This window comes from Pseudomonas sp. SORGH_AS_0211 (assembly GCF_031453455.1).
GTDB lineage: Bacteria > Pseudomonadota > Gammaproteobacteria > Pseudomonadales > Pseudomonadaceae > Chryseomonas > Chryseomonas aestiva.
Genome location: NZ_JAVIZV010000001.1, coordinates 2,647,689 through 2,661,087, shown reverse-complemented (window position 1 = coordinate 2,661,087; position 13,399 = coordinate 2,647,689). Strand labels below are relative to the sequence as shown.

11 protein-coding genes are annotated in these 13,399 nt (G+C 65.9%); 8 read left to right on the top strand and 3 right to left on the bottom strand.

What is annotated here, in order from left to right:
• The first annotated feature begins 2 nt into the window (after positions 1-2).
• The 3 genes from gnd to QE393_RS12350 all read left to right on the top strand — a co-directional run bounded on the left by gnd (position 3) and on the right by QE393_RS12350 (position 3,438).
• A complete protein-coding gene (gene gnd, locus QE393_RS12360; RefSeq protein ID WP_273807662.1) occupies positions 3-980 on the top strand; it encodes a phosphogluconate dehydrogenase (NAD(+)-dependent, decarboxylating) in 978 nt (325 codons plus the stop codon).
• An 83-nt stretch (positions 981-1,063) separates the two neighbouring features.
• Positions 1,064-2,620 carry a glucose-6-phosphate dehydrogenase gene (gene zwf / locus QE393_RS12355; RefSeq protein ID WP_273807661.1) on the top strand — a complete coding sequence of 519 codons (1,557 nt, stop codon included), beginning with the start codon at positions 1,064-1,066 and terminating at the stop codon, positions 2,618-2,620.
• Positions 2,602-3,438: an HAD family hydrolase gene (locus QE393_RS12350; RefSeq protein WP_310043758.1), complete on the top strand. Its 837-nt coding sequence runs from the start codon at positions 2,602-2,604 to the stop codon at positions 3,436-3,438. Before zwf ends, QE393_RS12350 begins: the two co-directional genes overlap by 19 nt.
• Before the next feature lie 876 nt (positions 3,439-4,314).
• Here QE393_RS12350 and QE393_RS12345 read toward each other — a convergent pair.
• Complete coding sequence (locus QE393_RS12345) at positions 4,315-5,217, bottom strand: LysR family transcriptional regulator (RefSeq protein ID WP_310043757.1); 903 nt, start codon at positions 5,215-5,217, stop codon at positions 4,315-4,317.
• Between the two features lie 145 nt (positions 5,218-5,362).
• Here QE393_RS12345 and QE393_RS12340 point away from each other — a divergent pair, with 145 nt between their 5' ends.
• Complete coding sequence (locus QE393_RS12340; protein ID WP_273807658.1) at positions 5,363-6,091, top strand: SDR family oxidoreductase; 729 nt, start codon at positions 5,363-5,365, stop codon at positions 6,089-6,091.
• Here the strand turns inward: QE393_RS12340 and QE393_RS12335 are convergent.
• Positions 6,088-7,008, bottom strand: coding sequence for a LysR family transcriptional regulator (locus QE393_RS12335; protein WP_273807656.1), 921 nt, complete (start codon positions 7,006-7,008; stop codon positions 6,088-6,090). The genes QE393_RS12340 and QE393_RS12335 overlap by 4 nt on opposite strands.
• Before the next feature lie 62 nt (positions 7,009-7,070).
• The gene (locus tag QE393_RS12330; RefSeq protein ID WP_273807654.1) at positions 7,071-8,069 is read right to left on the bottom strand and encodes an acyltransferase; all 999 of its coding nucleotides are present in this window, start codon (positions 8,067-8,069) and stop codon (positions 7,071-7,073) included.
• A gap of 479 nt (positions 8,070-8,548) precedes the next feature.
• On the opposite strand from QE393_RS12330, the gene QE393_RS12325 reads away from it, so the two are divergent.
• The 4 genes from QE393_RS12325 to QE393_RS12310 all read left to right on the top strand — a co-directional run bounded on the left by QE393_RS12325 (position 8,549) and on the right by QE393_RS12310 (position 13,396).
• Complete coding sequence (locus QE393_RS12325) at positions 8,549-9,895, top strand: aspartate aminotransferase family protein (RefSeq protein ID WP_273807653.1); 1,347 nt, start codon at positions 8,549-8,551, stop codon at positions 9,893-9,895.
• A 57-nt stretch (positions 9,896-9,952) separates the two neighbouring features.
• Positions 9,953-11,446 carry a CoA-acylating methylmalonate-semialdehyde dehydrogenase gene (locus QE393_RS12320; RefSeq protein ID WP_310043754.1) on the top strand — a complete coding sequence of 498 codons (1,494 nt, stop codon included), beginning with the start codon at positions 9,953-9,955 and terminating at the stop codon, positions 11,444-11,446.
• A gap of 90 nt (positions 11,447-11,536) precedes the next feature.
• The gene (locus QE393_RS12315) at positions 11,537-12,274 is read left to right on the top strand and encodes a hypothetical protein (protein ID WP_310043751.1); all 738 of its coding nucleotides are present in this window, start codon (positions 11,537-11,539) and stop codon (positions 12,272-12,274) included.
• Positions 12,275-12,337: 63 nt separating this feature from the next.
• Entirely contained in the window at positions 12,338-13,396 is a 1,059-nt protein-coding gene (locus QE393_RS12310; RefSeq protein WP_310043748.1) for a Gfo/Idh/MocA family oxidoreductase, read from the top strand.
• Positions 13,397-13,399 lie beyond the last annotated feature (3 nt).

Here is a 13,399-nt window from a genome sequence, read left to right as displayed (position 1 = left end):
GCATGCAATTGGGAATCATCGGACTGGGCCGCATGGGCGGCAACATCGCACGGCGTTTGATGAAGCATGGGCATGAAGTCGCGGTCTACGACCGCAGTGCCGAAACCGTAGCCGGCCTCGGCAAGGAAGGCGCCATTACCGCTGACAGCCTGGATGGCGTCATTGCCGCCCTGGCACAGCCGCGGGCCATCTGGGTCATGCTGCCGGCGGGTGCGCCGACCGAACAGACCATCGCCGAGCTGGCCGACCGCCTGGCTCCCGGTGACGTCATCATCGATGGCGGCAACACCTACTACAAGGACGACATCCGTCGCGCCAAGACCCTGGCCGAGAAGGGCATCGACTATGTCGACGTCGGCACCTCCGGCGGTGTCTGGGGCCTGGAGCGTGGCTACTGCATGATGATCGGCGGCAAGTCCGAGGCCGTGGAGCGCCTGGAGCCCATCTTCGAAGCCCTGGCCCCCGGCTACGGCAGCATCGAGCGTACCCGCGGCCGCAATGCCCCGGACGAACGTGCCGAGCGTGGCTTTATCTTCACCGGTCCGGCCGGCTCGGGTCATTTCGTCAAGATGGTGCACAACGGCATCGAGTACGGCCTGATGCAGGCCTACGCCGAAGGCTTCGACATCCTCAAGATGAAGAACAGCGACAAGCTGCCGGAAGACGAGCGCTTCGACCTGGACCTGGCCGACATCGCCGAAGTCTGGCGCCGTGGCAGCGTGGTGTCTTCCTGGCTGCTGGACCTGACCGCCCAGGCCCTGGCCGGCGACGTTGAACTGGAGAAGTTCTCCGGTTCGGTAGCCGACAGCGGCGAAGGCCGCTGGACCATCGAGGCGGCCATCGAGGAAGCGGTGCCGGTCAATGTCCTGTCCGCCGCCCTCTATGCGCGCTTCCGTTCCCGCCAGCAAGCCACCTACGCCGACAAGCTGCTGTCGGCCATGCGCTTCGGCTTTGGCGGCCACGTCGAAATCCCGCAATAAAACCCCGGCCGTTCCCCTGTGGAGCGGCCACGGGCCGCGTCCCGGGGGACGGCATCAGCCGCCCTCGTGGATAAGGCCCTGTCATGACCGATTCTCCTGCCGTTACTCCCAGCACCGCCGCCCAGGAGCGCCGCTCCTGCACCAAGGCGCCCACCGCGCCGCCAGCCACGCTCTTTCTGTTCGGCGCCAATGGCGATCTGGTCAAACGACTGCTGATCCCCTCGCTGTACAACCTCCTGCGTGACGGTCTGCTCGACGACCGTACCCAGATCATCGGTGTCGACCACAACCCCAACACCGACGAAGGTTTCGCCGACCGGCTGGAAGCCTTCATCCGCGATCAGGCCGAAGCCAAGGGCAAGTCCCGGGACGAGGCGCTGGATGCCGATCTGTGGGGCCAGCTGCGCGGGCGCATCCACTATCTGCAGGGTGACTTCCTCGAAGACGCCACCTATCAGGCGGTAAGCGAGCGCATCGCCCAGGCCGACACCGACAACGCGGTCTTCTACCTGGCCACCGCCGCCCGCTTCTTTGGCGACGTGGCCGAGCGCCTCGGCAAGGCCGGGCTGCTGGAGGAGCGTGAAGACGCCTATCGCCGACTGGTGGTGGAAAAGCCCTTTGGTGCCGACCTGGCCAGTGCCCAGGCGCTCAACCAGCGCCTGCTGGCGAACATGGAAGAAAAGCAGATCTATCGGATCGACCACTACCTGGGCAAGGAGACGGTGCAGAACATCCTGGTCAGCCGTTTTTCCAATGCGCTGTTCGAGTCGTTCTGGAACAATCACTACATCGACCATGTGCAGATCACCGCGGCCGAGACCGTGGGCGTGGAGTCGCGCGGCGATTTCTACGAGAAGACCGGCACCCTGAGGGACATGGTGCCCAACCACCTGTTCCAGCTGCTGGCCATGGTCGCCATGGAGCCGCCGGCATCCTTCAATGCCACCTCGGTGCGTGACGAGAAGGCCAAGGTGGTCGGCGCCATCCGTCCCCAGACCCCCGAAGAGGCCCTGGCCAATTCGGTACGTGGCCAGTACACCGCCGGGACGATGAACGACAAGCCCGTCAAAGGCTATCGCGAGGAAGAGCGGGTCGATCCGCAGAGCCAGACCGAGACCTATGTGGCACTCAAGCTGTTCGTCGACAACTGGCGCTGGGCCGGGGTGCCCTTCTACCTGCGCACCGGCAAGCGCCTGACCGCGCGCGATACCGAGATCGCCATCTGCTTCAAGCACGCGCCCTATGCGCAATTCCGCGATACCAAGATCGACCGGATGCGGCCCAATTACCTGATCATCCAGATCCAGCCCGACGAAGGCATGTGGTTCGACTTCCACGCCAAGCGCCCGGGACCGCTGGTGGAGCTGGAGAACATCCGCATGGGCTTCGCCTACAGCGACTTCTTCGAGATGCAGCCCTCCACCGGCTACGAAACCCTGATCTACGATTCCCTGATCGGCGACCAGACCCTGTTCCAGCGCGCCGACAACATCGAGAACGGCTGGCGCGCCGTGCAACCCATCCTCGACGCCTGGCAACAGGGCGGCGCGGTGGAAAGCTACGCCGCGGGCAGTGCCGGTCCCGCCGGTGCCGATGAACTCCTGCAGAAGGACGGCCGCTCATGGCATCCGCTGACCTGATCCCCATCGACCTGCTGGTGTCGGATATCGACGGCACCCTGGTGCGTGACGACAAGAGCCTGAGCGAGGCGGTGATCGCCGCCGTCAAACGGCTACAGGCGGCCGGCAAGGCCATCACCCTGGTCAGCAGCCGCCCGCCGCGGGCGCTGCTGCCGCTGGTACGGCAACTGGGCATTCATCAGGCGGTGGCCGGTTTCAATGGCGGCAATCTGGTGGAGGCGGACGGTACCCTGATCCGCGCCCATCGCCTGGCGGAGCAGGTCACCCGTCAGGTGCTGGACCGCCTGGACCGTGAAGCCTTCGAGATCTGGCTGTTCGCCGACGACCTCTGGCTGACGCGCGATGGACAGGGCGCCTACGTTCCGCGTGAGACTCGGGCGCTGGGGTATGGGCCGACCGTGGTGGAATCCTTCGAACCCTACCTGGATCGCGTCGACAAGATCGTTGCCGCCGGTAGCGATCACGCCGGCCTCGAAGCCCTGGAGGGTGAGCTGGGCGAGCGGCTGGGGGAGGGCGCCACGGTACTGCGCTCCCAGCTCTATTACCTCGACATCACCCATCCCAAGGCCAACAAGGGCGATGCCCTCATCGAACTGGCCCAGGCTGCGGGCGTGCCCGTGGCGCGCACCGCGGCCATCGGCGATGGCAGCAACGACGTGCCCATGTTCCACCAGGCTGGTCTGGCCATCGCCATGGGCCAGGCCGGGGCGGCGGTGCGGGAGGCGGCCGACCGGGTCACCGCCAGCAACCAGGAAGACGGCCTGGCCCAGGCCATCGATCGGTGGATTCTGGAGAGCTGCTGGCAGGCAGGCGGGTGATGTTGGGCTTCGCTGCGCTCAACCCAACCTACAGGACGCGTAGGTTGGGTTGAGGCGGCTCCATCGCCGAAGCCCGACATGGCCTGCCTTCGCATCAGATGGAAAAGGCTGCGCCGTTTTCCACGCGACGGTCTGGTGGGTGATGTTGGGCTTCGCTGCGCTCAACCCAACCTACAAGACGCGTAGGTTGGGTTGAGGCGGCTCCATCGCCGAAGCCCAACATGGCTCGCTCTTGCACCAGGTGGAAAAGGCTGCGCCGTTTTCCACGCGACGGTCTGGTGGGTGATGTTGGGCTTCGCTGCGCTCAACCCAACCTACAAGACGCGTAGGTTGGGTTGAGGCGGCTCCATCGCCGAAGCCCGACATGGCCTGCCTTCACGTCAGATGGAAAAGGCTGGGCCGTTTTCCACGCGACGGTCTGGTTCGTGATGTTGGGCTTCGCTGCGCTCAACCCAACCTACAAGACGCGTAGGTTGGGTTGAGGCGGCTTCATCGCCGAAGCCCAACATGGCTTGCTCTCGCACCAGGTGGAAAAGGCTGCACCGTTTTCCACGCTACGGTCTGGTGGGTGATGTCGGGCTTCGCTGCGCTCAACCCAACCGACAAGACGCGTAGGTTGGGTTAAGGCGGCTTCATCGCCGAAGCCCAACATGGCTTGCTCTCGCACCGGGTGGAAAAGGCTGCACCGTTTTCCACGCTACGGTCTGGTGGGTGATGTCGGGCTTCGCTGCGCGCAACCCGACCTACAAGACGCGTAGGTTGGGTTGAGGCGGCTCCATCGCCGAAGCCCAACATGGCTCGCTCTCGCACCAGGTGGAAAAGGCTGCGCCGTTTTCCACCCTACGCGGGGTCAGGCGGGCGTCCCTCTCCTCCGGCCTACCCCTCGTTCTCCTCCCGATACCCCCGCACATGCTCCACCAGCGCCCGCAGCTTGGGCGCCAGGTTGTGGCGGTTCGGATAGTAGAGGTAGAAGCCGGGAAAGGGCGGCAGATAGTCTTCCAGCACCCGCTCCACTTCACCCCGCGCCAGATAGGGGCGGAAGGTGTCCTCCATGCCAAAGGTGATGCCGCCTCCGGCCAGGGCGGTGCGCACCATCAGCAGCATGTCGTTGGTGGTGATCCGTGGCGCGACGGCCACATCGAAGGCGCGACCGTTCTCGCTGAATTCCCAGCGCCAGGGCGCCACTTCCGGGGCCGGGCGCCAGCCGATGCAGCGATGATCCGCCAGTTCGCGCGGGTGCCGGGGCCGGCCATGACGGGTGAAATAGCCAGGGGTCGCCACCGCCACTTCGCGCTGCGGTCCGGTCACCGGAATGGCGATCATGTCCTGCTCTATCACCTCGCCCAGCCGTACGCCGGCATCGAAACCACGCGCGACGATATCGAATTCCTCGTCGGTGACGGTGATGTCCAGAGTCACCTCAGGATAGGCCTCGACGAAGCTGGCCAGCAGCGGCCCATCGAGAAAGCGTTCGGCGATGGACGTGACCGCGACCCGTAACAACCCTCGTGGTGGACCGGCGTGGCTGGCGTCTTCCAGGGCGCCCAGCAGACCGGCCAGGGGGCCGGCAATCTGCCGTTGCAGGCGTTCGCCAGCCTCGGTCAGGCGCACGCTGCGGGTGGTGCGCTGCACCAGCGAACTGCCCAGTTCGTCTTCCAGACGGCGGATGGCCTGGCTCACCGCAGAGCGGCTGACGCCCAGGCGATCAGCAGCCACGCGGAAATTGTCGGCGGTGGCCACCACGACGAAGACCTTGAGCAGATTCAGATCGGTGTGCATTGGTAAGTCCGGCTAACTATGGCAGTCAAGATCAGGGGAATTATCACGACAATGAGCCTTCGCTAAGGTAGTGGCAAGCCTGGAAGGGCACGCAGCCGACCAGCAGGTCGTCCAGGCAAACCACTCCCTTCAAGAGGAACACTACATGGCTATCGACAAGGTCGTACTCATCACCGGCGCCTCCAGTGGCATAGGCGCGGGCATCGCCCGCGAACTGGGCGCGGCCGGCTGCAAGCTGTTGCTCGGCGCACGCCGCAGCGAACGGCTGGAGGCCCTGGCGGCCGAGATCAACGCCGCGGGTGGCGAGGCCGCCTGCCGCCGGCTGGACGTCACCGACAGCGCCGACGTGGCCACCTTCGCCCAGGCGGCTCGCGAGCGCTGGGGGCGGGTGGACGTCATCGTCAACAACGCCGGGATCATGCCGCTGTCGCCCATGGCCTCGCTCAAGACCGAAGAGTGGATGCAGATGGTCGACGTCAACATCAAGGGCGTGCTCAACGGCATCGCCGCGGTGCTGCCGGAATTCACCGCTCGTGGCGCCGGGCACATCATCAACCTGGGCTCCATCGGTGCGCTGTCGGTGGTGCCCACGGCGGCGGTCTATTGCGCCACCAAGCACGCGGTGCGGGCGATCTCCGAGGGACTGCGCCAAGAGCGCGACGATCTGCGGGTCACCTGCATCCACCCGGGTGTGGTGGAAAGCGAATTGGCTTCCACCATCACCGATCCCGCGGCGCGGGCGATGATGGACGACTATCGCGCCATTGCCCTGCAACCCGACGCCATCGGCCGCGCGGTACGCTACGCCCTCGAGCAGCCGGACGACGTGGACGTCAACGAGATCGTCGTCCGCCCGACCCGCAGCGCCAACTAGACGGTCTCGGCCAGGGCTTCGAGAAAGCGCTCCAGCACCAGATTCGGTCGCCGGCCCTTGCGGGTAACGGCGGCCAGGGTGGTGTCGAAGTGGAAGCGCTCGGGATTCAGGGCGCGCAACTGACCCTGGGTCACCCAGGGTTGGGCGACGTGGTCGGGCAGGTAGCCGATGTAGCAGCCGGTGAGGATGAGAAAGGCCACGCCTTCGCGATCCGAGGCGCGTGCCGTGCAGTTCAGCGCGGCATGGCGCTCGTGGCCGTCCTGGTTGAGGAGGTGATTGGGGCCGACGGCGTCCTGAGCGGCCAGGAGGCCGTCGTCCAGCGCCGCGTCGGCCACCTCGAACAGTGGATGGCTGCGGCTGCAATAGAGCAGGGCGCGCTCTTCGTAGAGTGGCAGGTAGTCCAGCCCGGCCAGGGCATTGATCAGCGGCAGCACGCCCAGGTGCAGGTGGCCGTCGAGCACGCCGGTCTCGATCTCGCCGGGCAGGGTCATGCCGATGTTGACCACCACGCCCGGCGCGGCGCGCTTGAGCGCGGCCAGCGCATGGGTGATGCGCATGCGCGGCTGGGTCACCAGATTGTTGATGATGCCCAGGTTCAGCTCGCCACGCAGGTGCTGGTGCAGCTGGTTGACCTCGCTGCGAAAGCCTTCCAGGGCGGCGAACAGCGACTGGCTGGCCTTGAGCACCTCGCGGCCTTCGTCGGTCAGGGAGAAGCCGGCGCGTCCGCGCTGGCAGAGGCGCATGCCGAGGCGTTTTTCCAGGTCGTTCATGTGCAGGCTGATGGCCGAGCGGGTGATGCCCAGCCGGCCTTCGGCGGCGGTGAAGCTGCCGCATTCCACCACCGTCTTGAACAGTCGCAGCAGGCGGATCTCGAAATCGCCGACCTGGGCGAGCAGGGCCTTGCGCGTCGTCTTCATGGCTGCCACCGCAAATGCGGGACAGCATAAGGCGCCGTCGGGAGCGGCGCCAGCGACCGGTTTCAGGCGCCGATCAGGACCCGGCTGCGCTGCCGGGTGACCTGCTTGACCACCCAGACCGCGGCGATGCAGCAGAGCAGGGTGATCAGCGTCAGGCATAGGCGGGTGCCCAGGTACTGGGCGAAGTTCTGCTCACCCAGTAGGCGACCCAGCACGCGATAGGCGCCGGCGAGATAGCCGTGCAGGAAGTAGATGGCGAAGCTGTAGGCGCCCAGCAGGGCCATGCCCTTGGTCAGGCGGCTCTCGGCGTATCCCGGTGCCTTGACCTTCTGGCTGAAGACAGCGAACAGCAACAGGCACAGTGCCAGTTTCTGCAGCCCGTAGAAGGCGCTGTCGAGCACTGCCGCGCCACTCATCAGCACCAAGGCCGCCAGCAGCCAGTAACGCGCCTGGGGCCGTTGCAGTCGCTCGCGCTGTTCGCAGGCCAGCATGCCGCAGAGGTAGATCGGCAGGAAATGCAGTGCCGCCAGCAGCGGATCGGCGTCATTGGCCGGGCGATCGGATACCAGGAAATACAGCAGGCCGACCATGGTCGCCGCCGGTAGCAGGCCACGCTTGACGATCCACTCCAGGGCCGGCGCGAGCAGGAAGATCAGCGTCAGCGCCGGAATGAACCACAGCGGACCCAGGTGGGCGCCAGTGGCCAGCAGCAGGGCGGTCTGGGCGAAGGGCGGCCAGTCATGGAAGGCGTTCATGTCGATCCACTCGTGTTCCTGCTTGAGTCCGGAGACATAGAGCAGCACGGCGGGGATCGAGATCAGCAGATAGGGGAGGATGACGTTCTGCAGCTTCTTGCCCAGATAGACCTGGTAGCTGTATTTGCCGAGGTTGTAGCGAAAGAAGAAGCCCGAGAGGGCGACGAAGATGCAGGTGGTTTCCAGCGACAGCAGATTCAGGGCGATCTGCTGGTGCTCGGTGGTCTGGTAGCTGCCCACGGTCATGTGGTGAAAAACGATGAGAACGGCCGCCAGGCCGCGGATCCAGTTGAGCTGAATCAGCATGGGAGAGGTTTCCTTGAGGAATAGCTGAACCGCGCGCTCTGCCTCGGGAGAGGGGCACGGGTTGGCAAAAGCGGAAAGTGGGCTACGCGGCAGAGACGGCGGACAGGCTACCGCGCCCGGCTGGACTACGCGCCGGGAAGAGAGGTGAGGCGAGGGTGCCTCGGCGCCACGGGACTACGGTGGCAGGCGGCCAGCTTAAAGTGTTTCAAGCAAGTTACTGATTACTAATCAAATTCGTTGGTTTCAAGATGTTTCAGTAGTGCCAAGTTGGCATGGATAATCGTGTTTAGAAAGGGGCTTTCAGGCGATTCGCGACCGGATGAGGTGAAGTCGTTCTCCCTCGCCAATCGTTCTCGACCGCCGTTTAAAACGGAATGTTGGGTAAGGATTTAGATGCCTATGTGCGAGAAAAAAACCATTTAACTCACGCAAGACTGGGCGCACTCTGCAGGCTCACCGTCACCGCCCGAGGCCCCGTCATGAACCAGCCGCTGACCGTTTCCCCACCTGTCGCCGCCCAGCTCAACCTGCGTGCCCACTGGATGCCCTTCACCGCCAATCGCGCCTTCCAGAAGGATCCGCGCATCGTGGTGGCCGCCGAAGGCAGCTGGCTGATCGACGACCAGGGTCGGCGCATCTACGACAGCCTCTCCGGGCTCTGGACCTGCGGCGCCGGTCATTCGCGCAAGGAGATCCAGGAGGCCGTGGCGCGTCAGCTGGGCACCCTCGACTATTCGCCGGGCTTCCAGTACGGCCATCCGCTGTCCTTCCAGCTGGCCGAAAAGATGGCCGAGCTGACCCCGGCGGGTCTGGACCATGTCTTCTTCACCGGCTCGGGTTCCGAGAGCGCCGACACCTCGGTCAAGTTGGCGCGGGCCTACTGGCGCATCAAGGGTCAACCGGCCAAGACCAAGCTGATCGGCCGGGCTCGCGGCTACCACGGCGTCAACATCGCCGGCACCAGCCTGGGCGGCATCGGCGGCAACCGGAAGATGTATGGCTCCTTCATGGACGTCGACCATCTGCCCCATACCCTGCAACCGGGCATGGCCTTCACCAGGGGCATGGCCGAGACCGGTGGCGTCGAGCTGGCCAACGAGCTGCTCAAGCTGATCGAGCTGCACGATGCCTCCAATATCGCGGCCGTCATCGTCGAGCCCATGTCCGGTTCGGCCGGGGTGATCGTGCCGCCGGTGGGCTATCTGCAGCGCCTGCGCGAGATCTGCACCCAGCACGACATCCTGCTGATCTTCGACGAGGTCATCACCGCCTTTGGCCGCATGGGCCGTCACACCGGCGCCGAATTTTTCGGCGTGACGCCGGACATCATGAACGTGGCCAAGCAGGTCACCAACGGCGCCGTGCCCTTGGGCGCGGTGATCGCCAGCAGCGCCATCTACGACACCTTCATGAACCAGGCCACGCCTGAGCACATGGTCGAGTTTCCCCATGGCTACACCTATTCGGCCCATCCGGTGGCCTGTGCCGCGGGCCTGGCGGCGCTGGAGCTCATGGAACGTGAGAGTCTGGTGCAACAGGCCGCCGAGCTGGCGCCCAAGTTCGAAGCCTCGCTGCATGGCCTCAAGGGCGCCAAGCATGTGGTGGACATCCGCAACTGCGGCCTGGCCGGTGCCCTGCAACTCGCCCCGCGCGACGGCGATGCGGTGATCCGCCCGTTCGAGGCCGGCATCGCCCTGTGGAAGGCCGGCTTCTATGTGCGCTTCGGTGGCGACACCCTGCAGTTCGGGCCCACCTTCAATGCCAGGATCGAAGACCTGGACCGCGTCTTCGCCGCGGTCGGTGATGTCCTCAATCGCCTCGACTGATCCCCTTTCCGGCGCTCCCCGGCGGGAGCGCCCATCCCTCGTACAAGGAGTCCCTTCATGAGCCTCAAGCATCTCATCGGCGGCCAGCTGGTCGACGGTGGCAGCCGCCGCGCACCGGTCTACAACCCCTCCACGGGTGCGGTCATCCGCGAAGTGCCCCTGGCCGATGCGGCCACCCTGCAGCAGGCCATTGACGCCGCCCAGGCCGCCTTTCCGGCCTGGCGCAACACCCCGCCGGCCAAGCGCGCCCAGGTGCTGTTCCGCTTCAAGCAGCTGCTGGAAAGCAACGAAGAGCGCCTGGTGCAGCTGATCAGCGAAGAGCACGGCAAGACCCTGGAAGACGCCGCCGGCGAATTGCGCCGTGGCATCGAGAACGTCGAATACGCCACTGCCGCGCCCGAGTTGCTCAAGGGCGAATACAACCGCAACGCCGGTCCGAGCATCGACACCTGGTCCGACTTCCAGCCCCTGGGCGTGGTGGCTGGCATCACCCCCTTCAACTTCCCGGCCATGGTGCCGCTGTGGATGTATCCGCTGGCCATCGCCTGCGGCAACACCTTCATCCTCAAGCCCAGCGAGCGCGATCCCAGCTCCACCCTGGCCATCGCCCAGCTGTTCGAGGAAGCCGGTCTGCCCAAGGGCGTGTTGAACGTGGTGCATGGCGACAAGGAAGCCGTGGACGGCCTGATCGATGCTCCCGAGGTCAAGGCGCTGAGCTTCGTCGGCTCGACCCCTATCGCCGAATACATCTATGCCCGCGGCACCGCCAAGGGCAAGCGCGTCCAGGCCCTGGGTGGCGCCAAGAACCACGCGGTGGTCATGCCCGATGCCGACCTGGGCAACACCGTCAATGCCCTGATGGGCGCTGCCTACGGCTCCTGCGGCGAGCGCTGCATGGCCATCTCGGTGGCGGTCTGCGTCGGTGACCAGGTCGCCGATGCCCTGATCGCCCGACTGGTGCCGGAGATCGAGAAGCTGAAGGTCGGCCCGGGCACCCAGTGCGGCCTGGACATGGGCCCGCTGGTCACCGGCGCGCACCTGGACAAGGTCACCGGTTATGTCGTCGACGGCGTGGCTGCGGGCGCCAAGCTGGTGGTGGACGGCCGCAGTCTCAAGGTTGCCGACCACGAAGAAGGCTTCTTCCTCGGGGGCTGCCTGTTCGATCAGGTCACCCCGGAGATGCGCATCTACAAGGAAGAGATCTTCGGTCCGGTGCTCTGCGTGGTGCGGGTCAAGAGCCTGGCAGAGGGCATCGCCCTGATCAACGCCCACGAGTACGGCAACGGCACCTGCATCTTTACCCGCGACGGCGAAGCGGCGCGGCTGTTCGCCGACCAGATCGAGGTGGGCATGGTCGGCATCAACGTGCCGCTGCCGGTGCCGGTGGCCTACCACAGCTTCGGCGGCTGGAAACGCTCGCTGTTCGGCGACCTCCATGCCTACGGCCCCGACGGTGTGCGCTTCTACACCCGCCGCAAGACCATCACCCAGCGCTGGCCGCAACGCGAGGCTCAGGAGGCTTCGCAATTCGCCTTCCCCAGCAACGGCTGACCGCTAGAACGTCCATTCCTTGGCCTGCCGCACAGCAGGTCGGCCAGGGAAGGCCTTACCCTTCGGCTGCCCCCAGCCGCCGAAGTCCCCATGCCTGCCTCCACCTTCACAGCCGTCGCCCGTCTCGGGTGTGTGATCGGCCTCCTGCTCGCGAGCCTGACCGGCTGTAGCAGCCAGTCCGCCCAGGACATCGCCCGGCAATTCGGCAAGACCCGTCCCAGCGAATTCCTGCAGACCAGCTCCGACCGCATGGCTACCCTCGCCATGCAGGCCAATCTGCAGAGCCTCTATCGGCTGATGAACAAGCTCTACCTGCGCAATCCGGCCGAATGGAAGAAGACCGGCCTGCCCGATGCCGCCAGCGCCGAGCGCGAGATCCGCCTGGCCATCGAGCAGCGGCGCAGCCTCCCTGCGCTGGGCGGACGCAAGGACGTGGCGGCCCTGAGCTACGCGCTCGACGACGACTACCGCGGCGACCGCGTCGGTGCCTTCATCTATGCCATCGGCAGCATGATCATCGCGGCCCACGGCAATCGCACCGAGTTCTACATCACCGATGTGGTGAATGCGCGCTTCGTCAACAACGCGGCCCGCAACATCGAGAAGGCCACCTGGCTGCTCGGCCAGCGCAAGAACGCCGAGGGCGAACCGCTGCTGTTCGCCAACGAGATCTCGGAGGAGGGCAGCAACCTTAGCTTCGCCACCGAGTTCGGCAAGATCGTCGCCCGGCTGGACCTGCTCGCCCAGTTGCTGGACGAGCGCTACCGGCGCATCGGCGTCAACTACGCCCAGAGCCTGCTGTTCATCAATTTCCTGCCGGTGCAGTAGCGCCTTCGACCGGGTGTCCCTTAGAGTCGAGAGACCTCGACAACCATAACAAGGGGTTCTCTCATGGTCGCTGCCTTGCGCATCGCCCTCATCGGCGCCGGCAACATGGGCCGCCAGCACCTGCATCATCTTCAAGCCGTGCCGAGTGCCCGGCTGTGCGGCCTGGCCGACCCCGATCCGATGGCGGCCGAGCTGGCCGCGCAATGGGCCGTGCCGCATTTCCGCGATCATCGCCAGCTGCTGGAAACCGTGCGCCCGGAAGCGGTGATCGTCGCCAATCCCAATGCCCTGCACGTCGCCACCGCCCTGGATTGCCTGGCCCTCGGTATCCCGCTGCTGCTGGAGAAGCCAGTGGGGACCACGTCGGAAGAGGTGGCTCAGCTGCTGCACGCCCAGCGCGACCGGCGCGTGCCACTGCTGGTCGGTCATCATCGTCGTCACAATCCGCTGATCGCGCGGACCCGCGAGCTGCTGCGTCAGGGCGCCATCGGCCGCCTGGTCACCGTCACCGCACTGTGGCAACTGCAGAAGCCTGAGAGCTATTTCGAGAGTGCCTGGCGCCGCGAAGCGGGGGCCGGGATGCTGCTCATCAACCTGATCCACGACCTCGACCTGCTGCGTCATCTCTGTGGCGAGGTGCGCCAGGTCCAGGCCTTCGCCGACAACGCCCTGCGCGGCTACGCCAATGCCGACAGCGCCGTGATCAGCCTGCAATTCGAAAGCGGCGCCCTGGGCAGTCTCACCGCCAGTGACGGCGCCGTCGCGCCCTGGAGCTGGGAGCTCACCAGTGGCGAGAATCCGGTCTATCCCCACCAGCCGGACCAGCCCTGCTACCTCTTCGCCGGGACCGAAGGCGCCCTGAGCGTGCCGCAGCTGCGCCTCTGGCGCTATGCCGAGCCGGGCGCCGGCTGGCACCAGCCGCTTGCAACAGAGCTGCGGGCCGCGGCCCCGGACGAGGCCCTGCGGCTGCAGCTGGAGCACTTCGTGCGGGTCGCGCGGGGCGTGGAGGCCCCCCTGGTCAGTGCCGAGGATGCCGCCCGTACCCTGGCGCTGGTGGCCGCCGTGGAGCGCGCCGCCGCCAGCGGCACGGCGCAGCACCCGGCAGCGACCTTGCCAGACTAGCGG